18 protein-coding genes and 1 pseudogene are annotated in these 22,559 nt (G+C 67.6%); 10 read left to right on the top strand and 9 right to left on the bottom strand.

Annotated features, from left to right (window positions below):
• Positions 1-376 precede the first annotated feature (376 nt).
• Positions 377-1,246, bottom strand: coding sequence for a LysR family transcriptional regulator (locus tag DID96_RS27775; protein WP_124602437.1), 870 nt, complete (start codon positions 1,244-1,246; stop codon positions 377-379).
• A 96-nt stretch (positions 1,247-1,342) separates the two neighbouring features.
• Between DID96_RS27775 and DID96_RS27770 the strand changes: the two genes are divergently transcribed.
• Complete coding sequence (locus DID96_RS27770) at positions 1,343-2,764, top strand: MFS transporter (protein ID WP_124602436.1); 1,422 nt, start codon at positions 1,343-1,345, stop codon at positions 2,762-2,764.
• Here the strand turns inward: DID96_RS27770 and DID96_RS27765 are convergent.
• The gene (locus DID96_RS27765) at positions 2,728-3,033 is read right to left on the bottom strand and encodes an NIPSNAP family protein (RefSeq protein WP_124602435.1); all 306 of its coding nucleotides are present in this window, start codon (positions 3,031-3,033) and stop codon (positions 2,728-2,730) included. The two genes, DID96_RS27770 and DID96_RS27765, sit on opposite strands and share 37 nt — an antisense overlap.
• A gap of 170 nt (positions 3,034-3,203) precedes the next feature.
• Between DID96_RS27765 and DID96_RS27760 the strand changes: the two genes are divergently transcribed.
• The 3 genes from DID96_RS27760 to DID96_RS27750 all read left to right on the top strand — a co-directional run bounded on the left by DID96_RS27760 (position 3,204) and on the right by DID96_RS27750 (position 7,047).
• The gene (locus DID96_RS27760; RefSeq protein WP_124602434.1) at positions 3,204-4,013 is read left to right on the top strand and encodes a GNAT family N-acetyltransferase; all 810 of its coding nucleotides are present in this window, start codon (positions 3,204-3,206) and stop codon (positions 4,011-4,013) included.
• Between the two features lie 402 nt (positions 4,014-4,415).
• Positions 4,416-6,473 (top strand): potassium-transporting ATPase subunit KdpB, encoded by a 2,058-nt coding sequence (gene kdpB / locus DID96_RS27755; protein ID WP_124602442.1) that lies wholly within the window; start codon positions 4,416-4,418, stop codon positions 6,471-6,473.
• A gap of 139 nt (positions 6,474-6,612) precedes the next feature.
• Complete coding sequence (locus DID96_RS27750; protein WP_124602433.1) at positions 6,613-7,047, top strand: response regulator; 435 nt, start codon at positions 6,613-6,615, stop codon at positions 7,045-7,047.
• Between the two features lie 107 nt (positions 7,048-7,154).
• Here the strand turns inward: DID96_RS27750 and DID96_RS27745 are convergent, their stop codons facing one another.
• The 3 genes from DID96_RS27745 to DID96_RS27735 all read right to left on the bottom strand — a co-directional run bounded on the left by DID96_RS27745 (position 7,155) and on the right by DID96_RS27735 (position 12,802).
• Positions 7,155-7,811, bottom strand: a complete 657-nt coding sequence (locus tag DID96_RS27745) for a lytic transglycosylase domain-containing protein (RefSeq protein WP_260464026.1) — start codon at positions 7,809-7,811, stop codon at positions 7,155-7,157.
• A gap of 147 nt (positions 7,812-7,958) precedes the next feature.
• Positions 7,959-9,332 (bottom strand): DUF3999 domain-containing protein, encoded by a 1,374-nt coding sequence (locus DID96_RS27740; protein ID WP_124602431.1) that lies wholly within the window; start codon positions 9,330-9,332, stop codon positions 7,959-7,961.
• A complete protein-coding gene (locus DID96_RS27735; protein ID WP_124602430.1) occupies positions 9,329-12,802 on the bottom strand; it encodes a DUF2339 domain-containing protein in 3,474 nt (1,157 codons plus the stop codon). The genes DID96_RS27740 and DID96_RS27735 overlap by 4 nt, the downstream gene beginning before the upstream one ends.
• Positions 12,803-13,350: 548 nt before the next feature.
• On the opposite strand from DID96_RS27735, the gene DID96_RS27730 reads away from it, so the two are divergent.
• The gene (locus tag DID96_RS27730; RefSeq protein WP_124602429.1) at positions 13,351-14,172 is read left to right on the top strand and encodes a crotonase/enoyl-CoA hydratase family protein; all 822 of its coding nucleotides are present in this window, start codon (positions 13,351-13,353) and stop codon (positions 14,170-14,172) included.
• On the opposite strand, the gene DID96_RS27725 is transcribed toward DID96_RS27730, so the two are convergent.
• On the bottom strand, positions 14,124-14,585 hold the full coding sequence (locus tag DID96_RS27725; RefSeq protein ID WP_124602428.1) for a hypothetical protein: 462 nt from the start codon (positions 14,583-14,585) through the stop codon (positions 14,124-14,126). The two genes, DID96_RS27730 and DID96_RS27725, sit on opposite strands and share 49 nt — an antisense overlap.
• Before the next feature lie 303 nt (positions 14,586-14,888).
• Between DID96_RS27725 and DID96_RS27715 the strand changes: the two are divergent.
• The 5 genes and pseudogenes from DID96_RS27715 to DID96_RS27695 all read left to right on the top strand — a co-directional run.
• Positions 14,889-16,398 (top strand): annotated as a pseudogene (locus DID96_RS27715) (glycine betaine/L-proline ABC transporter ATP-binding protein); the annotation flags it as partial.
• The gene (choW, locus tag DID96_RS27710) at positions 16,391-17,287 is read left to right on the top strand and encodes a choline ABC transporter permease subunit (RefSeq protein WP_124602427.1); all 897 of its coding nucleotides are present in this window, start codon (positions 16,391-16,393) and stop codon (positions 17,285-17,287) included. The pseudogene DID96_RS27715 and the gene choW, both read left to right, overlap by 8 nt.
• A 111-nt stretch (positions 17,288-17,398) precedes the next feature.
• The gene (locus tag DID96_RS27705) at positions 17,399-18,397 is read left to right on the top strand and encodes a GlxA family transcriptional regulator (protein ID WP_124602426.1); all 999 of its coding nucleotides are present in this window, start codon (positions 17,399-17,401) and stop codon (positions 18,395-18,397) included.
• A gap of 105 nt (positions 18,398-18,502) precedes the next feature.
• On the top strand, positions 18,503-19,453 hold the full coding sequence (locus DID96_RS27700) for a choline ABC transporter substrate-binding protein (protein ID WP_124602425.1): 951 nt from the start codon (positions 18,503-18,505) through the stop codon (positions 19,451-19,453).
• Positions 19,454-19,796: 343 nt separating this feature from the next.
• Positions 19,797-20,231 (top strand): LysR substrate-binding domain-containing protein, encoded by a 435-nt coding sequence (locus tag DID96_RS27695; RefSeq protein ID WP_409333821.1) that lies wholly within the window; start codon positions 19,797-19,799, stop codon positions 20,229-20,231.
• Positions 20,232-20,335: 104 nt separating this feature from the next.
• Here DID96_RS27695 and DID96_RS27690 read toward each other — a convergent pair whose 3' ends face one another.
• The 3 genes from DID96_RS27690 to DID96_RS27680 form a co-directional block, all read right to left on the bottom strand.
• On the bottom strand, positions 20,336-21,496 hold the full coding sequence (locus DID96_RS27690) for an exo-alpha-sialidase (RefSeq protein WP_124602424.1): 1,161 nt from the start codon (positions 21,494-21,496) through the stop codon (positions 20,336-20,338).
• A 99-nt stretch (positions 21,497-21,595) separates the two neighbouring features.
• A complete protein-coding gene (locus DID96_RS27685) occupies positions 21,596-21,865 on the bottom strand; it encodes a MoaD/ThiS family protein (protein WP_124602423.1) in 270 nt (89 codons plus the stop codon).
• A 270-nt stretch (positions 21,866-22,135) separates the two neighbouring features.
• Positions 22,136-22,534, bottom strand: a complete 399-nt coding sequence (locus tag DID96_RS27680; protein ID WP_124602440.1) for a nuclear transport factor 2 family protein — start codon at positions 22,532-22,534, stop codon at positions 22,136-22,138.
• Positions 22,535-22,559: the final 25 nt, after the last annotated feature.

Raw genomic sequence — 22,559 nt, 5'->3', positions numbered from 1 at the left:
CAATATGCGCATCTCTTCAAGCGTGTTGTGAGCCAGGCTCCGGCCGTCTCGTTTCATGAGCGATCCTGTCAATAGCTGTCGCTCAAGCATAGACCATTTGTCCGCTAAATTTCTGACCTATGAGTAAAACCGCATGGTAACGACCCCGGAGCCAGTCTGAAAACGACTTTTCGTTCTATCGATATGCCGCACGCGCGGGTGACTCGCGCGTGCGGTGGCGCAGATCGATAGCAGAAATGCTTGGTTTGGCACGCGTGGTGCCGTCGCTATGATGGGCTCCGTCTCCTCCATTGTGTCTCTACTGACATGGGTTGGCCCCGCCGGCACGGATGCAGGCGGGGCCTTTTTTCTGCTTTTCGCGGATTTCCGGCGCGTGTCACCCGGCATGCGGTTCGAACGTCTTGCCGACCACATCCACGATGAAGTCGATGACCGCTCGAATCAGCGGCGAATGCCGGAGATCGGGATGCACGACCAGCCAGATATCCCGGTAAAAGGGCTCGCCGTCGAACGGCAGGCGCTGCAACGCAGGATCGTTGTCGCCCATGAACACGGGCAGGCCCGCGACGCCGATGCCCGTGCGGGCGGCCGCCTGCTGCGTGGTGATGTCGCTCACCTCGCAGGCGATGCGGCGGCCTCCGCCGATCGACTGAAGCCACTTTGGATGCGGCATCTCGGAAAAGCGCGCGTCATAGCCGATAAACGCCCAGGCGGCCGGCTCCGATGCGTGGGCGTACGTATGGCTCGCATAGAGGCCGAAGGTCATCCTGGCGAGCTTGCGGGTCACGCTTTGCGGCTCCTCGGGGCGAAACAGGCGCACCGCGATGTCCGCTTCGCGACGCCCCAGCGATACGCTTTGCGCCTCACTGGCAATCGTCAGCCGGATGTCCGGATGCAATTGCGCGAACGTCTGCAGATGGTTCGCAAAGAGATTGTTGGCGAGGACCGGCGGCACGCTGATCGTCACCGTCCCCTGCATCGGCACCTGCTCGGCCAGCGCGAGCCGCTCGATCGCGAACGCCGCCTCCTCCATTTTCTCGGCGAACCCGAGAACCTGCCTGCCCGCGGCGGTCAATTGGCAGGCGCGCGGCAACCGATCGACGACGCGCAGGTTCAGTTCGGCTTCGAGCGCGCTCAGGCGGCGGCTGACCGTCGCATGATCGACCCTCAGCCGCCGTGCCGCTGCCGAGAGGCTGCCTGATTGCGCGACGGCGACGAAGACGCGCAGGTTTTCCCAGTCGAACATCGGTGCATTTTTTCCGGTTGGCTGTGCGGTTTTGTGGAATATTCGCACAGAAGGCGATCCTCTACGCTGCAAGCTTCCGTATTCGAAGGATCGCCCATGCACTCCCCGTCAAGATTCCATCCCGGCCTGGTCCAGATCGCGACCAGCCTCGGCTTCGTCGTCGTGCTGATCGACGTCAGCGTCGTCAATGTCGCGCTCGACGCGTTGCGGGCCGTCTTTCGCGCGGACGTCACGGGCCTGCAATGGGTCGTCAACGCGTACGCGCTCGTCTTTGCGTCGACGCTGCTGACGGCTGGCGCGCTGGGCGACCGGCTCGGCGCCACGCGCGTATTCATCGCCGGCTATGCGATCTTCACGCTCGCGTCGATCGGCTGCGGCCTCGCGCAATCGCTGGAGGCGCTGATCGCGTGGCGCCTCGTCCAGGGCGTGGGCGCGTCGCTGCTGGTGCCGAATTCGCTCGCCATCCTGCGCCTGGCGTTCCAGGACGAAGCGGCGCTCAGGCGGGCGATCGGCTGGTGGGGGGCCGGCGGCGCCATCGCGCTGGCGGCCGGCCCCGTGATCGGCGGCTTGCTCGTCACCGCGCTCGGGTGGCGCAGCATCTTCCTGGTGAACGTACCTGTCGGCATCGTCGGCATCTGGATGACATGGCGCTTCGCGCCCGACACGAAAGCGCGCAGCAACCGCAGCCTCGATCTTCCCGGGCAACTGACCGGTGCGCTCACGCTGGCCGCGCTCACGTTCGCGTTGACCGAAGCGAGCGCGTTGAGCTGGCGGAGCCCCGTCATACTCGGCACATTCGCGCTGTGCATCGCATCGGGCATCGCGTTCATCCGGCTGGAAGCGCGCAATCCCGCCGCGATGCTGCCGCTCGCGTTATGGCGGGACCGGACGGTTCGCAGCACGACCGTCATCGGGATGATCCTGAACCTCGTCTTCTACGGCGTCGTCTTCGCGCTGAGCCTGCTGTTCCAGTCGGTCTGGCATATGACACCGGTGCGCACGGGCGTGGCGTTCCTGCCGATGACGGGCATCCTGATGGCGATGAACCTCGTCGCCGGACGGCTGGCCAGCCGGATCGGCACGCGTGCGCTGGCAACGGCCGGCATGCTGATTTCCGCTGTCGGCTATCTGGCGATGCTGCCGGCGCTTGCGTCGCAGTCCCACGGGTTGCTTGCATTGGCCATGCTGCTGGCGGGCAGCGGCGTCGCGCTGACGATCCCGACCATCACGCACGCGATGCTCGCAGCGGTATGCAGCGCGCAGTCGGGTATTGCGTCCGGCTTGCTGAACGCGGCGCGTCAGGTCGGCGGCGTGATGGGCGTCGCGATATTCGGCTTCCTCGTTCGCCATACGGAGACGGCGTTGTTCATGCGCGGGATGGAGCAGGCGCTTGTCGTTTCAGGCGGGCTGCTGGTTGTCGGTGCGCTGACAGCCTGGCACACGCTGGGCACCGTAGCGGAGCGAGGTCTGCTGACACCCGCTTACTCGAACACCGGCCGGAAGAAGCTGCGCTCGTAGCTGACGATGCAGCGGGTTTCCTCTGCATACCGGAATGCGGCGACGCATTCCGGATCTTCCTTCGAGCGCTGCCGGTAGGTTTCGTAGGCCGCAAGGCTCGGAAACGAGAACATCGCGAGCGCGATGTCGCTTGCGCCTTCGGACGGCAGGAAGTAGCCGTGATGCGTGCCGCCGAACTTCTCGACCAGCGGGATCCACATCTTGCCGTAGGTCTCGAACTGGTCGAGCTTGTACGGATCGACGACGTAGCGAAGGAAGCAGGTGATCATGGGCGTGTGCGGTCGGGTGAGGATGCACGAGTCTGGATCGCACGCCCGCACCTGTCAATGGCGTGCGTGATGTCACGCACTACGTCGGCACAACTTTTACGACATTTTTTCTTGTGAGAGCGAAGCGCGCGCTCATAGACTTCGGGCAACCGAAGCGAAGGAGCGAAACCATGTCGATACCGTCGAACGAAGCCATCGAACGCCTGCACGTCACGCTGCCGGCGCCACGTGCCGAACGCATCGTCGTGCGGCGTTTCGATCCGGCGTTCGACGGCTACGGGCCACTTACCGGCATGCTGCACCGTGCGTTCGCGCGGCTCGGCGCAATGGGGTTGAACTGCACCTGCGTCGACCAGACCGAGGACGTCACGCGGCGCCGCGTCGAAGCGGGCGAGTGTTTCGTCGCGGTGAGCGGTGCTTGCGTGATCGGCACGATGACGCTCTATGCGACCGATGCCGCGTCGGCTTGTTCGCTGTATCGCCATGCGAGCGTCGCGAGCGTGCGGCAGGTCGCGGTCGATCCGGACTGGCAGGGCTGCGGGATCGGCGCGATGCTGCTGACGTTCGCCGAGCAGTGGGCCGCGACGCGCGGCTATACGCTGCTCGCGCTCGATACGCCGCAGCCGGCCGCGCACCTGCTTGCGTTCTATCGGTCGCAGGGTTTCGAAGTCGTCGACGTCGTGCGGTTCGCGGGCAAGCGTTACGACAGCGCGATTCTGTGCAAGCGGCCGGCCGTGCTGCATGCACGCAGCGTGATGCCCGCGTCGCGGATCGCGATCCGTGCGGCAGCGGTGCGGCGCATTGCCCGCGCGGTGTCGGCGCGCGTGGTCGCGTCGGCGCGCGATGGCTTGCGCACTCGCGCGGGTACACGCCCGGGCACGCGATCGGCCGCGCGGCGCGCCGCCGGCGCGGCAAGCTGGCGGTCGTCGCCGTGGCGCGTGCGGATCCACGGGCGCGTCGGCGCGAAGCAAGGCCTGTAGCGTCTTCCCGATTCCCGATTCCCGATTCCCGATTCCCGATCTGGCGATGTGGCGATCCAGCAACGTCGCCGGCGTGCCGGCGGCGCCTGACGCCCGGCGCGCGGCACGGACGACCGCTCGTCCGCGCGCACGTCCCGGGGCATCCTCCCGCCGCTTCTTTACGCGATTTTTACGTTTCGCGGCACGCCTTTACCGCGATTTTCACGCGGGTCTTCATATGATGGTTCACGTGGAAACGGATGCGATGCGCGTCGGCGCGCAAGCGCATCCGGCCTGCAGCACCGCCGGCCGGATGTCGACAGAAAGCGCCGTTGCGCCGTGAGGAAAATCGCCATGTCCCTAGCTCCCCTGACCGGCCATCGTCCGGACAATCTCGGCCAGGCGCGCACCGCCGCGCACTCGATGTTCGATCCGGCGCTCGTGCGGCCGGCGATCGTGGAATCGTTCAGGAAACTGACGCCGCGCACGCAGTTCCGCAATCCGGTGATGTTCTGCGTGTACGTCGGCAGCATCCTGACGACGATTCTGTGGGTCGCCGCGCTGTTCGGCCAGGCCGAAGCGCCGGCCGGCTTCATCGTCGCGGTCGCGCTGTGGCTGTGGTTCACAGTGCTGTTCGCGAACTTCGCGGAGGCGCTCGCCGAAGGTCGCTCGAAGGCGCAGGCCGCATCGCTCAGGAGCGCGAAGCACAACGTCGTCGCGAAGAAGCTCGCGGCACCGCATGCGAATGCCACGGTCGAGGTGATGGGGTCCAGCGACCTGCGGCGCGGCGATGTCGTGCTCGTCGAGACCGGCGACACGATTCCCGCGGACGGCGACGTGATCGAAGGCGTCGCGTCGGTCGACGAATCGGCGATCACCGGCGAATCCGCGCCGGTGATCCGCGAGTCGGGCGGCGATTTCTCGTCGGTGACGGGCGGCACGCGCGTGCTGTCCGACTGGATCGTCGTGCGCGTCAGCGTCAATCCGGGCGAGGCGTTCCTCGACCGGATGATCGCGATGGTCGAAGGCGCGAAGCGCCAGAAGACGCCGAACGAAATCGCGCTGACGATCCTGCTGGTCGCGCTGACGATCGTGCTGCTGCTCGCGACCGCGACGCTGCTGCCGTTCTCGACATTCGCGGTCGAGGCGATGAAGGCGGGCCACGTGGTGACGATCACCGCGCTCGTCGCGCTGCTCGTGTGCCTGATCCCGACGACGATCGGCGGCCTGTTGTCCGCGATCGGCGTGGCCGGGATGAGCCGGATGATGCAGGCGAACGTGATCGCGACGTCCGGCCGTGCGGTGGAAGCGGCCGGTGATGTCGATGTGCTGATGCTCGACAAGACCGGCACGATCACGCTCGGCAACCGCCAGGCGTCGGCGTTCATGCCCGCGCCGGGCGTGACCGAGGAGATGCTCGCGGACGCCGCGCAGCTGTCGTCGCTCGCCGACGAGACGCCGGAAGGCCGCAGCATCGTCGTGCTCGCGAAGCAGCGCTTCAATCTGCGCGAACGCGACATGCAGGCGCTCCATGCAGTGTTCCTGTCGTTCAGCGCGCAGACGCGAATGAGCGGTGTCGACCTGCCGGGTCGAGAGATCCGCAAGGGTGCGGCCGATGCGGTCAAGCACTACGTGGAAGTCCACGGCGGACATGTCGCGTATGAGGTCGATACGCTCGTGACCGATGTCGCGCGGCGCGGCAGCACGCCGCTTGTCGTCGCGGAGCTGCACGAAGGCGCTGCGCGCGTGCTCGGCGTGATCGAGCTGAAGGACATCGTGAAGGGCGGCATCAAGGAGCGCTTCGCGGAACTGCGCAAGATGGGCATCAAGACCGTGATGGTGACGGGCGACAACCGGCTAACCGCCGCGGCGATCGCGGCGGAAGCGGGTGTCGACGACTTCCTCGCTGAAGCGACGCCGGAGGCAAAGCTCGCGACGATTCGCGAGCACCAGGCGGCGGGGCGCCTCGTCGCGATGACGGGCGACGGCACCAACGATGCGCCGGCGCTCGCGCAGGCCGACGTTGCGGTCGCGATGAACAGCGGCACGCAGGCGGCAAAGGAAGCCGGCAACATGGTCGACCTCGACTCGAACCCGACGAAGCTGATCGAGATCGTCGAGATCGGCAAGCAGATGCTGATGACGCGCGGCTCGCTCACGACGTTTTCGATCGCGAACGACATCGCGAAGTACTTCGCGATCGTCCCGGCCGCGTTCGCAACGACCTATCCGCAATTGCGCGTGCTCGACGTGATGCATCTCGCGTCGCCGTCGTCGGCGATCCTGTCGGCGGTGATCTTCAATGCGCTGATCATCGTCGCGCTGATCCCGCTCGCGCTGAAGGGGGTTGCGTACCGCCCGCTCGGCGCGGCGCCGCTGCTGCGCCGCAACCTGCTGATCTACGGGCTCGGCGGCATGCTGCTGCCGTTCCCGTTCATCAAGCTGATCGACATGGTGCTGGTCGCGTTCGGATGGGCATGACCGTGAACGGACAGCCCGCGCGCCGTCGTCGCGCCGCGATCCTGACGCCGTCCGCTGGCGGCACGCGGCGACCGGCGCTGCCGCCTGCGTAGCCACCAGCGTTGCCACCAGCGCAGCGCCCGCACCGGACCGTTGCCGCATGAGCGAACCGGCCGTGGTCGTCGTTGTCGTGGATGACGACCGCTTCATCCGTCATTTCGTGCACGCCGCGCTCAAGGCGGAACACATGCACGTATGCGAAGCGGCGACCGGCGCCGAAGGCGTCGCGGCGGTCGCCGCGCGCCGTCCCGACCTGATCGTCGCGGACATCAGCCTGCCGGACCTGGGCGGTGTCGCGCTGATCCACGCGCTGCGCGACCAGTCCGTTGCGCCGCTGATCGTGCTGTCGGCGCTGAGCACGGAAGCCGACAAGGTCGCCGCGCACGGGAGGGATCCGCATTATCTGCGCGTCTATGTCGGGCATCTGCGCCGCAAGCTGGAACGCGATCCGGGCCGGCCCGAGCACATCCTGACGGAGACCGGCGTCGGCTATCGGCTGACGGGCGCGGACGAGTCGCGCGATTCACGCAGATAGCGCTCGCGTGTAGCGGTCGTGATGCATGGTGACTGCGCATCGGCGACGCGGCGCGCGTGTGGCGCCGCCAGCCGATTTAGCGCGTGCTCGTTGCGCCGCCGGCCGAACTACGGCGTGCTCGTCGGGCTCGTTGCGGGGGATTCGTCGGCGACGGCAATGGCCGGCCGGCGCAGTTGCGCGTCGAACTGCTGCACGCGCAGCACGACGCGCTGCGCGTAGCGCTTCGTCCCGCCGTTGTAGCGGACGAGCGCGGTTTCGACGTCGCCGTCCGCGTCGTCGAGATAGCCGCGGAAGATCGCTGCGCCGATTCGCACGTTGGTCGCGGGATCGGACAAGTCCTTCACATGCGCGACGAGGTCGCGATGCGCGGCGGGCAGCACCTGCATCAGCCCGCGCGCGCCCGCGGCGCTGACCGCGTGACGGTCGAAACTCGATTCGACCGCGATGATCGCAAGCAGCAATGCGGGCGCGAGCCCGTTGCGGTCCGACTCGATCTGCACCGCGTGCGCGATCGTCAGCGCGTCCGCATACGCGATGTGAAAGCGCTTGCGCAGTGTGGCGACGATAGTGTCGAGCGCGAACGGCGCGTCAGGTGCCGCATCGGCGGCGGGCGAGAGGGGCGCGGCGGCGACTTGCGCGCCTGCGGGAGGAGGCGCGACAGCGGCCGACAGCGCAAGGGAGGCTGCCATCAGCAACAGTTTCAGGGAGGCGGCCGGGCGCTTGCGCCGGCCTTGCCGGTGACCCGCTTCGTTGGTTCCGTGCATGTCGTGGCACCGTGATTCGGATGCCTTCGACTGTACGTAGCCGCGCGTTGCGATGGTCGAAAGAGTTGCGCGCGGCGGATAAATGATGCGTAAAAAGCAGGATGTTGCTGCGGCGGATGCGTGCCCGCTATCGGCGCGAGCGCCCGCCTAGCGTCGCCTGCGATCCTGCGGCCCGCCGCCGTGCGCAAGGCGCCACGCGATGCTGCCGAGCGCGCCGACCGCGATCACGAGCGACGCCCACAGCACGTAGCGGCGCGTTGCGTCCGTATCAGCGCCGACCGGCGTCGACGCGGCCTGCTGCGTCACCGGCAGCGCGTCGCCGACGCGCGCGGGCCGGATCTCGGTCGACGCGCCGATCAGCAGCGATTCGCGGCTCACCGCGGCCGACGCGAGCGCCGCGTTGCCGACGCCGAGCGTGAACGGCGGCGCGCCGCGCGCGACGAACGTCAGCGAAGCGGGGCGCCAGCCGATTGTGGCCGCCGGCAGTCCGCCGCCGAGCCCACCGTTGCGCATGTCCACGACGATGCGCCACAGGCGGTCCGCGTTCGCCGTGAACTCGAGCGGCGGATTGCGCTGTTCGCCGGCCTTGCCCTGCAGCCGGAACAGCATCGCGTCCGCGACGTCGTGCCACGGCGATTGCGTGTCGGCCCGGGTCTGGATCGTCGCGTGCGCAACGGTATTGCGCTGCGGCAGGTCGATGCGCAGCCGGTCGACCGGATAGGCGCCGTCCGTCTCGAACAGATACTCGCCCGGCGTGCCGCCGGCCCGTATGCGTACGCCGGCGCGCCATTGACGCGGCGCGGCTGCGCGATCCGGGGCGCCGTGCGTGCGCGATTCCGCTTCGGCGGACGCGATGTCCGGCGCGCCGTCGAGCCAGTTCAGCCGCAGATAGCGCTGCCGCACGCCGTCGAGCGCGATGCGCTCCTGCGTCAGCGTGTGGCCGTCGTATGCGACCTTCAGCAACTGCGTGTCCGTCAGCGGCTGCCAGCTGCGCAGGTCGTCACTCGCGTCGATGCTCACGCGCCCCTGGTAGCTGTCGTTGCGCAGATGGATCAGCAGCGCGCCGACCTGCCCGCCGGCATGCGACAGGTCGACGAGATCCGCATGCCGGCGCGCGTGCGGCGGCGCGGCGACGGTCGCGCGCAGCGAGCCGTCGGCGGCGACCGACACGCCGAGCGGCGCGTGGCCGGAGGCAGTGTTCGCGTCGGCGTCGGCGGTCGGCAGCGGGAACCACGGCACCGCGTGCCGTTGCGGCGGCGGCTCGACGGCCGCCGGCGCGTCGAGCGAGTACGGCACCGGCTCGCCTGCGCCGTTGAACACGCGCAGGTCGCCGAGATCGTTGCGCCGGCTCGCCGCGTAGACGGCCGGCGGCACCGTTACCGTGTAGTACGCAGTGCTGCCGTCGAGGTCGAGCGCGAACTGTTGCTCGACCCGATCGCCGGCATGCGCGGCGCCGGCCGCTGCCAACGATGTCAACGACGTCAACGCGGTGAGGCCGAGTGCTGCGACGACATGCTTCATTCGTTCTGATCCGGGTTGCCCGCGGCCTTCGGCGGCAGCGGCGAGAAATAGCCGATCAACAGCAGCAGCACGCCGATGCCGATGAACGACACGATGCGTTCGACGCCCTTCACGTGCGACAGGTCGAACAGGAACAGCTTGACGACGGTGAGCGCGAGTAGCGCGGCGCCGACGAACCACAGCGGCCGCAGCCGGCGGCGCGTTGCCCAGATCATCGTCGCAAGCGCACACACCGTCCAGAAGACGGAGACGGACGCCTGCACGAGCGTCGAGTGCGCCATCTCGTCGAAGTTGTACGGCACGCCGGTCCAGTGATGCAGCGTGCGCAGCAGCATCGCGTTCAGCCACAGGAACGCCGTCGCGCCGGCCACCGACTGCAGCTCGACACGGAACTTGTCGAGCGGGATGCCGAGGCGATGCACCCGCACGAGCCAGAACGCCGCGAGCGCATAGATCGCGAGCTGCACGAGGTCGAGCGGATTGACGAGCGGCACGCGCGCCCAGCTTCCGCCGTCCTGCGTGAAGTTCGCATAGAAGGTCCAGATCCACATCACGAGCACGAGCGGCAGCGACGCGACTGCACAGAGCCGCGCGGGCCCGTCGCGGCGGGCGAGCCACAGTCCGGCGAACGCGAACGCGCTCCAGCCGACCATGAACACCTGCTGCAGGTTGAACGATGCCAGCACCGCGTCGACGCCGTAGGCCGTATGGAAGCGCTGATGCAGCGTGCGCAGCAGCAGCGCGTTGAACCACAGGAATACGGTCGCGACCGCCGCATAGCCGATCGCGGGCGGACGCCACGCGATGCCGAGCGCTTTCAGCCGCCGCAGCCACGTCGCGATCGCGACGAAGATCAGCAACTGCGCGACGTCGAGCGGATTGACGAGCGGCAGCCAGAAGAGCGGCGACGCGTCGCCGTCGCTCGTCACGCTGGCGATGCTCCACAGCCACAGCAGCGCCGCGAGCGGCGCCGCACCCCACACCTGGTACGCGCGCGGGAAGCGCGCGACGGGCCAGCGCAGCCGCGCGCCCACGCCGGACACGAGCAGCAGCAGCAACCCGAACCCGTACGCCCACGCGCTCCAGCTCCATGCCCCTTCCGGCACGTACGCGCGCAGGCGCCAGTAGCCTTCCAGCGCGAGCAGGCCGCAGACGTTCCAGAACATCAGCGTATGCAGCGGCGCGAGCACGCGCGCGTCGAGCGAAGCTGCGTCGCGGGATGCGCGTAAGGACGGCTCATCACGCGACTGCCGCCACAGCAGCACGTAACAGGCCGCGACGACCACCGGCCAGACGACCGCGCCGAGGCCCGACAGCGGCGCTTCGTGCGTGTCGAACGCGCGCAGCGCGAACAGCGTGAGCGTCGGCGCCAGCGCGAACGCGGGCCATTCGGCGAGCGGCCACGCGAGTTTGCGGCGCGCAGTGTGTGCGAGCCACGCGGTCGCGGCGACGAACAGCGCGAGCGAGTCCGTCGTGAAGCTGTCCGGATGCGCATCGACATGATGGCCGGCGTACAGCAGGATTTCACGGGCGCCGCCGCACAGCCACCACAGCAGCCCCCACGCGGCCGCCGCGGCGCCGAATTCCGGCATCCATGCGTGCCACGCGCGCGCTTCGTCGCGTCCGTGCAGCCACCAGCCCGTGAACAGGCCGGCGAGCGCGATCAGCAGTGTCGCGATATACGGGCTGTTGAGCACCGGCAGCCCGACCGTATCGGGTGCGCCGAGCATCCCCGCGAAGAACGCGCCGGCCGCCGCGACCTGCATCAGCAGGCCGAAGCCGAACGGCGCGAGGCGCCGTTCGCGCACCCCGACCCAGACGATCGCCGCGCCCTCGATCGCCCACGCGGCGCTCGTCGTCGGCCCCGAGAAGGCGAGCGGCACCGCGAGCGTCGCGAAGATCACCGCGAGCGCGAGCGTTGCCTCGAACAGCAAACGCAGCCGCTCGCGGCGCCGCGCGAGCCACGCGGCGACCGCGACATAGAACGCGGACAGCGCGACCGCGCTCCACGCGAGGCCGAACGGCAGGTTCTTCACGAGCGCGGCCTGCAGCGCGGTCGCGACGATCGGCGTGCCGAACACGAGCGTGCCGTCCACGTAGTGCTTGAGCGCCAGCTCGCGCTGCGCCGCATACAGCAGCGCGATGCCGACGTACATCAGGAAGAACAGCACGAGGAACGGCTCGGTGCTCGCGAAGAGTTCCGGGCGGTACGCGGTCACGCCCCACACGGAGCCGATCGAGAACGTGAACACGAAGCCGAGCAGGTTGAGCGGCCGCCACGCCTTGAACCACGCGACCGCGAAGATGCCCGCGTTCAGCAGCGCGTAGTAGCTGAACAGCGCGACGTGGCTGCCGGTGCCGGTGGTCAGCAGCACAGGTGCGAGAAACCCGCCCGCGCTGCCCATGAACGCGAGCGGCTGCGCGTTCTGCCTGATCGCGAGGAACGCGCTCAGGCCGCAGATCGCGACCATCAGCGGGAACGCCGCGCCGACGGGCAGCAGGTGGTAGAGCTTGGTTGCGGCGAACACGGTCAGGTACAGCACGCCAACGCCGCCGCCTTGCAGCACGAGGCCGTACGCGGGGCGCCGCGCGGCCACGCGCCAGCCGACCGCGAGCAGCGCGGTCGCGCCGAGCGCCGTGCCCGCGAGCCGGAATTCGATCGGCAGCAGGTTGTTGTCGGCCGCGTACTTGAGCAGGAACGCGACGCCGAAGAACAGCACGATGATGCCGACGCGCACGACCGTGTTGCCGCCGAGCAGCCACTCGCGCGCGGCGCGGAACGCGCGCTCGGCGAGGTCCGGTTCGCGCTTCGCGGGCGGCGTGGCGGATTGCATGGTGGACGGTATGGCGGGCGGCGTGGCAGGCGAGCCTGCGGCGGGTTCGGTGGCCCGCGTCTCGGCCGATGCGGACGCGGCGGCAGGCGTTGCCGCGGTCGGCGCGCGCGGCGCGTCGGTGCCGGTGGCGCGCACAGGCTGCGCCGGCGTGGCTGCGGGGGGCGGTGTTGACGCGGACGATGCCGTGTCCGTGGGCGCGGCAGCGGGTTGGGCGGGCGGGCGCGGTGGGGGCGAGGTCGGTAGTGGCGGAGCAGCGGCCGTTGCGGGATGCGCAGCGGTGCCCGACGCGGTTCCGGTCGAGGTGCCGGAAGCAGCGTCGGCAGCAGCGCCGGAAGCAGGCGCCGTCGTGCCGGACTGCACGCCGGCCAGTTGGCCGCGCAGTGTCGCGATCTCGCGCGTCAGCGTGTCGACCGTCGCTTCGAGGCGCGCGACGCGCTCGGCAAGCGGCACGGGCGGTGCGGCGTTGACCGCGGACGGTTCGGGCGGCGGGGCCTTCGGCTTGCGCTCCCTGAGCGCGTGGCCGATACAGAAGCCGACCGCGCCGCCGAGCAGCACGCCGGCGGTGCCGGAAAAATCGCCGATCAGCGCGGCGATGCCACCCACGATGAGGCCGATCAGCGCAAAGATCCACGTCATCGGATTCACTCCCTCTCTATGTCGTTATGGTCTTGCGATCGCGAACGGTGTCGGACCGCACCGGACCCGGAGCCGTGCTGAATCAGACACGTCCGGTGCCGGAAAATGCCCGCTTCCGGGCGGATCGGCGGCGCCTGTGCGGCCGGCCTGCGAACCCGCGCGACAGGCGACAGGCTTGCAGGTTGCGTCAGCCGGTGCAGGACGTCGACGGATGCGCGATGGATGCGTCAGCGGTCCGCCGCGCAAAGACGGGCGATGGCGTACGCTCCAGGTGCTCCGGGTGCTCCGGGTGGTTCGGCATCCGCGGTGCGGGGCGCGGGTGCAATGGGGGTGGCGTGGGTCGACAGCATGGCTCGGAATGGGCCGCGCGGCAGCGCGATCGGGATTGTTTGCCGGGCAATTTAACACAGCCGTGTCGCACGATTTTCGTAGCTGGACACCGCCAGATGCGGATCCGTCGGCCAGGTGACTGGCGCGGCTGTCCCGCGCGATCTCCGGTGGCCTATAACGGACGTGACAGGTGCATGCGTGCCTTTCGGGGGGAGCCGATGGACAACGTTCTTTACGCGACGGATGGCGAGATCTGCACGATCACGCTCAATCGGCCGGAACGGCGCAATGCCGTCGACGGCCCGACTGCGTTGCAGCTGACGGACGCGTTCGAGCGGTTCGAAGCCGATGCCGGGCTCGCGGTCGCGATCCTGACAGGCGCCGGCGGCAACTTCTGCGCGGGCGCGGACCTGAAGGCGGCCGGCGATCCGGCATTGCGCAACCGCGTCGACGCGACGGGAGAAGGACCGGGCCCGATGGGCCCGAGCCGCATGGCCCTGTCGAAGCCGCTGATCGCTGCCGTATCGGGATACGCGGTGGCAGGCGGGCTGGAGCTCGCGCTGCTGGCCGACCTCCGCGTCGCGGAAGAGGGCGCGATCTTCGGCGTGTTCTGCCGGCGCTGGGGCGTGCCGCTGATCGACGGCGGAACGGTCAGGCTGCCTCGTATCGTCGGGATGGGCCATGCGATGGACATGATCCTGACCGGGCGTCCCGTCGACGTCGCGGAGGCCACGCGCATGGGGCTCGTCAACTACGTTGCGCCGAACGGCGAAGGCTTGTCGTACGCGTTGCGCATCGCGCGGCAGATCGCCCGGTTTCCCCGGCAGTGCATGCTTGCGGACCGGCGCTCCGCATACGATCAATGGGATCTGCCGCTGGCGGAAGCGTTGCGTCGGGAGGGGGCCGCGGGCGCACCGGTCGTGCTGGCGGAGGGGCTCTCCGGCGCCGAGCGATTCAGCGCCGGAGAAGGGCGTCACGGAACGGATGCCAGCTACCTGCGCATGCCGCCGCCGTGCGATCCGCTCGCGCCCGACGGCTGAAAGTCGCTGCCGAAACCGCTCGAGCCGAAGCCGCTCGAACCGCCATGCGCGCCGCCGTGCCCGCCGCCGTGGCCTTCGGCGTGCATCTGCCCATGCCCGCGGCCAGCCATCATGCCGCCGTGATGAAAGCCGCGATCATGATCATGGTCGACATGAAAACCGAAGTCATGGTCGTGATCGTGATCATGGTGGCGATGGTGAAAGTGGTCGATATCGACAAAGCCCAGAAAGCCTCCTTCGTACAACGGGTATCCATACCCGGGACCGCAGTCATATTCGGCGCCCGCAGGATTGGACATCACGTATTCGCTGCCACAGGGATACGCCGATGTCTCGTACGGTGCCGCTGCACATCCGCCCAGCAACGCGGCTGCGATACCCGCTGTCAGGGGGAGAAGAATCACGTGTTGCACGGTAAGACCTCGTCTGATGCGGCGGAACTATTCCGCTACAGATTTAGACTGCGGCAGCGCATGCTTGTCCGGGAAGAGGCAGACGAATTCGTAACCGCGCATGACAACGCGAGGCCACCCTGCCTGTCAGCGGGCGCGAGTTGTCCGGTTGTGCCCATCTGCAGCGGTCGCCGGTTGCATGCACCTGCGCGCGCCCGCCGCTTCCATCGGATTTTCGTACGGTCATGCGTTTTTGTCCGGATGCGCATCGCCTGTCGTGCGATTTCGATACGCGGTTCCGCCTGCCGCCGGTGCGCGTCGCGCGACCACATACGGGGTGGTCCGATCGGACGCGGAATTGTCGTAAAGCGACGCACCGCCGCCGCGCGCGAGCAGGAGCCGGCGGCCGATTCGCCGCACGCTGCTGCGCACAAGATTGCGCCGCGATGCTTGCCAATGCGGGCGATGCGCGTACTGCACTGCCGCAATTTGCGTGTGCCGCGTGCACAGCCCCGCCCCGCGCGGCCGGGGGGCGTACTTCCCTCGTGTCGTATTTGCGCAAGCGTCTGTCGTAATTCGTCGGCAGGCCGGGGTTTTTTCTAGCAACTATGTAGGCACGCTGAGTGACACGCGTGAGCCCCCGCTACACGAGGAGAAGGTTTCGATGGATGCCCCCAAGGTCGTAGTCGAAGGTCTGTGCAAGGTATTTGGAAGTAATCCGCAACAGGCGCTCGACATGCTCGCCGCCGGTGCGACGAAGGACGACGTGCTCAAGCGCACCGGCCAGGTGGTCGGCGTGCACAACGTGTCGTTCGACGTGAAGGAAGGCGAAATATTCGTGCTGATGGGCCTGTCCGGCTCCGGCAAATCCACGCTGATCCGACTCGTGAACCGGCTGGTCGACCCGAGCGCCGGCAAGGTGATGATCGACGGCCTCGATGTCGCATCGGCGCGCCGCTCGGCGCTCACCGCGCTGCGCCGCAAGGACATGAGCATGGTGTTCCAGTCGTTCGCGCTGATGCCGCATCGCACCGTGGTGTCGAATGCCGCGTTCGGCCTCGAGGTCGCGGGCGTCGGCAAGAAGGAGCGCGAGCGGCGTGCAATGGAGGTGCTCGAGCAGGTTGGCCTCGCACCGTTTTCGCACAAGCTGCCGTCCGAACTGTCGGGTGGCATGCAGCAGCGCGTCGGCCTGGCCCGCGCGCTGGCCGTGAACCCGTCGCTGATGATCATGGACGAGGCGTTCTCCGCGCTCGATCCGCTCAAGCGACGGGAAATGCAGGATGTGCTGTTGCAACTGCAGAAGGAACAACGCCGCACGATCATGTTCGTGTCGCACGATCTGGAGGAAGCGCTGCGCATCGGCAACCGCATCGCGATCATGGAAGGCGGCCGGCTCGTGCAGGTCGGCACGCCGCAGGACATCATCGCGAACCCGGCCGACGACTACGTGCGCGCGTTCTTCGACGGCATCGACACCAGCCGCTATCTGACGGCCGGCGACCTGATGCAGACGGGCGCCGTGCCGATCGTGTCGAAGTGCGATGCCGCGAATGTCGCGGCGACGCTGAACGGCAGTGCCGACTATGCGTTCGTGCTCGACGCGCAACGCAAGATCCGCGGCTTCGTCACGCGCGATGCGATCGGTCAGGACACGCCGTCCGTGAGTCCGATCGAATCCATCCGCCGCGATGCGTCGCTCGAACATGTCGTCGCGCGCGTGGTCGCGAGCCCGAACGCATTGCCCGTCGTCGACGACGACGGCTGCTACTGCGGCTCGGTCGATCGTGCGCTCATCCTGAAGGCCATCACGCGTTCGCGAGGCTCCCATGTCTGAAATGATTCCGCTCGGTAGCTGGGTCGACCAGTCCGTTCATTACCTGCTCGACCACGATGCGAAGACGTTCGATGCGATCGGTCAAGCGATCGAGGGTCTCGCGGCATTCGTCGAGCACGGCCTGCAGGCAATCCCGATGTGGCTGATGATGGCGATCTTCATCGGCGTCGGCCTGTGGCGGGTGGGCTGGCGCTTCGCGCTGTTCACCACTGCGTCGCTGCTGCTGATCTTCGCGACGGGCTTCTGGGACCAGACCGTGATCACGCTCGGCCTCACGCTGTCGTCGACGATCATCAGCCTCGTGCTCGGCATCCCGCTCGGCGTCTGGGCCGCGAAGAGCAAGTGGGTCGCGGCGACCGTGCGTCCGATCCTCGACCTGATGCAGACGATGCCGGCGTTCGTCTACCTGATTCCGGCCGCGATGCTGTTCGGTCTCGGCCGCGTGCCAGGGATCCTGTCGACGGTGATCTTCGCGATGCCGCCTGCCGTGCGCCTCACGAGCCTCGGCATCCGCCACGTGAACCGCGAGATCGTCGAAGCGGGCCAGGCGTTCGGCTGCACGCCGTGGCAGCTGCTGTACAAGGTGCAGTTCCCGAACGCGCTGCCGTCGATCATGCAGGGCGTGAACCAGACGATCATGATGGCGCTGTCGATGGTGATCATCGCGTCGATGGTCGGCGCGGGCGGCCTCGGCAACGACGTGCTCGCCAGCATCCAGCGTCTCGACATCGGCCTCGGCTTCGAGAGCGGCCTGTCGGTCGTGCTGCTCGCGATCATCCTCGACCGCATCACCGAAAGCTTCGGTCGCGCGCCGGGCACCGCGAAGGCGCCGCTGTTCTCGGGCCTGAAGCAGCTGTTTCGCGTCAAGGCCGCGCCCGCGCAGGCCTGATCGACCGGCGGCCGGCGTTTCTCCCGGCCGCCTTCTTTCGTGTTTCGTATCGGCTGCCGTGGCGTGCGCCACGGCGCTGATCTCGTGCAACCTGCCCGTTAGGAGAGCGATGTGACGTCCGCCGCAGCTGTTGCACCCGACGCTTGCGTTTCACCGGTTTCGTCCCTCGCGCACTTCGGCTTTCTGACGCTGCCGAATTTCTCGATGATCGCGTTCTCGAGCGCGGTCGAAGTCCTGCGGATGGCGAACTACGTCGCGCGCGCCGATCACTACCGGTGGTCGATCTATTCGCTCGACGGCGCGCCCGTGCATGCGAGCAACGGCATCGCGGTGCGGCCGACGCAGGCGCTCGATCACACGCAACTGCCGGACGTGATGATCGTGTGCGGCGGCATCCGGATCCGCGACGTCGTCGACGGCGGCGCGCGCGACACGCTCGCGGCGCTCGCCGAGCGCGGCCTGCCACTCGGCGGCATCTGCACGGGCGCCTATGCGCTGATGTCGAGCGGCCTGCTCGACGGCTACCGCTGCACCGTGCATTGGGAGAACCTGTCGGCGCTGCACACCGAGTTTCCGGACGTGCATTTCGCCGACGAGCTGTTCGTCGTCGATCGCGACCGCCTCACCTGCACCGGCGGCACCGCGCCGCTCGACCTGATGCTGAACCTCGTTGGCGCGCGTTTCGGGCAGCAGCTCGCCGCGCAGGTGTCCGAACAGTTCATCCTCGAACGGATTCGCAGTGCGACCGATCCGCAGCCGATCCCGGTCGACGCGCGCGTCGGCTTCTCGCGCGCGGAGCTGATCGAGGTCGTGCGGCTGATGGAGGCGAACATCGAGGAGCCGCTGTCGCTCGACGAGCTCGCGCGGCTCGTGCGGCTGTCGCAGCGGCATCTGCAGCGGATGTTCAAGGTCTACCTGAACGTGTCGCCGACGCACTATTACCTGACGCTGCGCCTGAAGCGCGCACGCGACCTGCTGCGCACGACCGACGCGTCGATCGCGCGCGTGACGGCGATCTGCGGGTTTCACTCGCCGTGCCACTTCAGCAAGGCGTATCGCGCGCAGTTCGGACATGCACCGAGTTACGAACGTCGGCTGCCGGGACACTGAACGGCGCCGACAAACGGCCCGTGACGCCGCCCGGGATCGCGGCGCACGGCTTCCATCGATGATCCCGGATTTCACGCGAACAACATCACTTTGAGGAGAGGAAAGATGAAGCGACTACTGATCGCAGCGGCATGTGGCGTCGGGATCGCCGCCGCGCCGGTTTCGGCCGTGTATGCGGCAGATCCGCCGGTGTGCAAGACCGTGCGCTTCGCAGACGTCGGCTGGTCCGACATCGCCGCGACGACGGGCCTCGCATCGGCGATGCTGCAGGGCCTTGGCTATACGCCGACGAAGACGATCGCGTCGGTGCCGATCACGTTCGCGGGGATCAAGAGCAAGCAGATCGACGTGTTCCTCGGCTACTGGTCGCCGACGATGGACCCGATCATCCAGCCGTTCACGAAGGCCGGCACGATCAAGGTGCTCGCGACGCCGAACCTGACCGGCGCGAAATACACGCTCGCGGTGCCCGACTATGTGTACCAGGGCGGCCTGAAGTCGTTCGCGGACATCCAGAAGTTCGCGGACAAGCTGAACGGCAAGGTCTACGGGATCGAGCCGGGGAATGATGGCAACGCGCTGATCAAGAAGATGATCGACGGCAACCAGTTCGGGCTCGGCAAGTTCAAGCTCGTCGAGTCGAGCGAGGCGGGGATGCTGGTCGAGGTGAACCGCGCGATTCGCGACAAGCAGTGGATCGTGTTCCTCGGGTGGGAGCCGCATCCGATGAACGTGCAGATGAAGATCGACTACCTGACCGGCGGCGATGACGTGTTCGGCCCGAACTACGGCGAAGCGAAGGTGCTGACCGCGACGCCGCCCGACTACGCGCAGCGCTGCCCGAACGTCGCGAAGTTCGTGTCGAATCTGCAGTTCACGACGTCGATCGAGAACCACGTGATGGTGCCGATCATGAACAAAGAGGATCCGAACAAGGCGGCCACCGAATGGCTGAAGGCGAATCCGCAGTCGCTCGACAAGTGGCTCGCGGGGGTGACGACGATCGATGGGAAGCCTGGGCTGCCGGCGGTGAAGGCGTATCTCGGGATTCATTGATGTGGCGGGTGGTTCGCGCGGGGGATGCGCGGATCGGTGATGGCGGATTGCAGATTGGGTGATCCGCTGTTGTAGAGCGGCCTTTTCGCGCGATGCGGGAAGGCCGTTTTGCTTTTGGGGGGCTCGGTGCAGGCGACCGCCCTACGAGTTGCGCGAAATAGCGTTCATTGGCGCACGCCAGCATGCTGCGGTGTTTAACCCGGCTTTGGACGTGCGATCCTGGCGTAGCAGGTTCAGTGCGAATCGCCTGAGGATTACGAAGTTATGTGCAGCGTTATTCACCCGTACGCGGCACTGGTCTTCACCGAAGGCCATATCGACCGTCCAATGCGTGCCGTTCTCGATGGCCAAGTGCGAACGCACGGCATACGCGATGTGCGCAGCATTCGGCTGTGTGGTTCTTTCGGCTACGCCTGCACCCTTGTCGGTCGACTGGCCGTCATGGTGCCGCGCGGCAGGGCGGGACGGGTGGCTGCAACGCGCGGTGTTCCGGCATTACGACGACGAGCACTATGCGCTGCAGGCCGTGCTGCACGGGCAGGGTGTCGTGCTGGCGAGTTCGGTGCTGGTCGCCGAGCACGTCGAACGGCGCGCGCTGACGCCGGTCGAGCCGTCGGTGCGACTCGCGGGGACGCGCTATCTCGCGTTGTGCCGGCCCGGTCGCGAACGGCAGCCGCAGGTCAGGCGGTTCCTCGACTGGCTCGACGGCGAACTCGCACAGACGCACGCGGCAATCGCGCGAATGACGCGACGCGATTTACCCACGCATCGCGCGTGAAGCATCGATCCGTCGCGCCGCTGAGCGCACTCGGGCGATGTCCGGCGAACGAACGGTCGCGCAGGCGCAGGCGTTCAAACCCACATTCACCCGCCCGAGCGCCGTCAACCGAACCGCACGCAATAAACCGGCGGCAAATGCGCGGAAACCAGCCGCCAGTTTTCGCCGCCGTCATCGGACGTCCATAGCGCGCCGGTCGTCGACCCCATCGCGAGGCGCGTGCCGGAATCGTCTACCGCGAGCCCGTGCCGATACACGAGGTCGTACGCTGGTGCAGGCGGCAGCCCGTTCGAGAAGCGCTTGAACGTGCGGCCGCCGTCGCGGGTGCGCGTGACGACGAACTGACCATTCACCGGGATCCGGCACGCATCTTTCACGGCGGGCACGAACCACGCGGTGTCCGGCTCGCGCGGGTGCACGGCAACCGCGAAGCCGAAGCTCGAGGGCTGAGCCTCGATCCGCTGCCAGTGCGCGGCCCCGTCGGTCGAGCGGAAGATCGCGCAGTGATGCTGCGTCCACAGTACGTCAGGGTTGGCCGCGCATTGCACGACGCGATGCGGGTCCTGCACGTTGGCATCGCCGCGCCGCTCGGGTGGCATGTAATCGGCCTCCATGCCGTCGGCGCTCACGCGCCAGGTCGCGCCGCCGTCACCGGTTTGCCAGACGCCGCCGCATGACACGCCAATCGTCACGTGCCGGCTGTCCCGCGGATCGACCATCACCGAATGGATGCCCGGCGCATCGTAGCCGCCTCCGAACCATTCGGGGCGCTCCGGGCGATCCCACAGCGCACGGTTGAGCACCCAGGTGTCGCCGCCATCGCCGGAGCGGAACAGCCCGCCGGGAATCGTGCCGGCCCACAGCACGCCCGGCTCGTCCGGGCCGCCGGTTTCGAGCGACCAGATCTGCTGAAGCGTCCACGGCGGCCGTGGCGGGGTGGGGCCCGCGTCGCCCGCAGCGTCCGCGCTTGCACTCGCGCCTGTGCTCGCGCCGTCGTCGGCACGCGCTTCTTCCGCAGGCTGCGGCGGGTAGACAGGGACAGAGCATTCTTCCCAATCGGCCGCGCCCGCACGCCGTCGATGCAACTTCACGCCGAAATGGCCGAGATTGAGCGCGGCATACAGCGATCCGTCGCGCGTGTCAGGCAGCACCATACTGACCGGCTCGCCGACGAAATGCGGCTCGCCGAGCGTCCAGCCGCCGTTGCCGTCGGCCTGCAGAACGAACAGCCCCTTGCGAGTTGCGACAAGCAATCGATCGTTCATGTCGGGTGTCTCCTGTCGACCCGTGTTGGCGTGTTGGCGCTTGTTCGGGTCCGATGCGCTTGGTAGTCCAATGCAAAGCTCGAATAAAGATACGACCCCTTATCCACCAGACAGCGCCTGCACGACATAAACCCGGCTTGCGTCGCCGAGCGCATCGGACAGGTGCTGCCGGTCACGCACTCGCTGGCCGTCGATGAACACCGCGAGATGCTGTCGCAGCGCGCCCTGATCGTCGAGGATGTAGCCGCGCAGTCGAGGTTGCTCGCCGAAGACGGTTTCGAGCGCTTCGCCGAGCGTGCGCGCATCGATCTCGCGCTCGGGCGTTTCGATATGCCGCTGAATCGAAGCAGCGAAGAAGATGTGCGCCATGGCGGATAGCCGGCAGGGGAGCCGCGCGGGTATGGACGGGGCCGATGGTTCTGTAGTTTAGGCGATTCAAAGGGGGCTTCCGGGCCGTGTCATAAACCGGACGGCAGGTTGCCTCATCGAGGCGGCGGGTGCCGGTCCGCGCCCCCATGCATTGGACCTTGCTCGCGTCCGAGGAAAAAAATGGGGGAGGGATGGCACGGGACGGCTGGCGCCCCACTCCGGACAAATCCACGTAGAACCACCCCCCGACCGATCCTCCGCCCCGTTCGGCTACGCATACTTGTCGCCGACCGCACTCCTGACCGGATGCGTGTCATAGACGATCACCATCCGCTCGATGAGCCCGCTGTCGTCGAACTCGAACACGTCGACGCATTCGAACTGCACCGCTGAGCCGTCCTTCAACCCCCAGTCGTACACAAAATAACCGGTCGCCCGACGCGCGCCGGTCGTGCTGACGCAGATGTCGATCGGCGTGATCCTGCTTTGCCCGGACGCCGCATCGACCTTGTCGAAGAAAGGCTTCGGTTGCATCCAGCCGAGAAACGGCGAATAAATCCGCGCATCCGGCGTGAACAACGCGCAGATCGCGGCGACGTCGCCGCGCTCGAGCGCCTTCAGGTAGGTATCGACCTGCCGCGTGTATAGTGCGTCCGACGACGAGACCATCATCTTTCTCCGCTGATTGTTGACG

Source organism: Burkholderia sp. Bp8963 (assembly GCF_003854275.1).
In the GTDB taxonomy this organism is placed as follows: domain Bacteria; phylum Pseudomonadota; class Gammaproteobacteria; order Burkholderiales; family Burkholderiaceae; genus Burkholderia.
Note: the sequence above shows the minus strand (reverse complement) of the source record. Positions and strands in the feature narration are given on the sequence as shown.

Coding starts and splice junctions, on each gene's coding strand:
- DID96_RS27740 (WP_124602431.1), bottom strand. CDS start 9,332: ATGAAGCATGTCGTCGCAGCACTCGGCCTCACCGCGTTGACGTCGTTG.
- choW (WP_124602427.1), top strand. CDS start 16,391: ATGTCTGAAATGATTCCGCTCGGTAGCTGGGTCGACCAGTCCGTTCAT.
- DID96_RS27745 (WP_260464026.1), bottom strand. CDS start 7,811: ATGCACGGAACCAACGAAGCGGGTCACCGGCAAGGCCGGCGCAAGCGC.
- DID96_RS27700 (WP_124602425.1), top strand. CDS start 18,503: ATGAAGCGACTACTGATCGCAGCGGCATGTGGCGTCGGGATCGCCGCC.
- DID96_RS27730 (WP_124602429.1), top strand. CDS start 13,351: ATGGACAACGTTCTTTACGCGACGGATGGCGAGATCTGCACGATCACG.
- DID96_RS27760 (WP_124602434.1), top strand. CDS start 3,204: ATGTCGATACCGTCGAACGAAGCCATCGAACGCCTGCACGTCACGCTG.
- DID96_RS27770 (WP_124602436.1), top strand. CDS start 1,343: ATGCACTCCCCGTCAAGATTCCATCCCGGCCTGGTCCAGATCGCGACC.
- kdpB (WP_124602442.1), top strand. CDS start 4,416: ATGTTCGATCCGGCGCTCGTGCGGCCGGCGATCGTGGAATCGTTCAGG.
- DID96_RS27750 (WP_124602433.1), top strand. CDS start 6,613: ATGAGCGAACCGGCCGTGGTCGTCGTTGTCGTGGATGACGACCGCTTC.
- DID96_RS27680 (WP_124602440.1), bottom strand. CDS start 22,534: ATGGTCTCGTCGTCGGACGCACTATACACGCGGCAGGTCGATACCTAC.
- DID96_RS27775 (WP_124602437.1), bottom strand. CDS start 1,246: ATGTTCGACTGGGAAAACCTGCGCGTCTTCGTCGCCGTCGCGCAATCA.
- DID96_RS27765 (WP_124602435.1), bottom strand. CDS start 3,033: ATGATCACCTGCTTCCTTCGCTACGTCGTCGATCCGTACAAGCTCGAC.
- DID96_RS27695 (WP_409333821.1), top strand. CDS start 19,797: ATGGCCAAGTGCGAACGCACGGCATACGCGATGTGCGCAGCATTCGGC.
- DID96_RS27735 (WP_124602430.1), bottom strand. CDS start 12,802: ATGACGTGGATCTTTGCGCTGATCGGCCTCATCGTGGGTGGCATCGCC.
- DID96_RS27690 (WP_124602424.1), bottom strand. CDS start 21,496: ATGAACGATCGATTGCTTGTCGCAACTCGCAAGGGGCTGTTCGTTCTG.
- DID96_RS27685 (WP_124602423.1), bottom strand. CDS start 21,865: ATGGCGCACATCTTCTTCGCTGCTTCGATTCAGCGGCATATCGAAACG.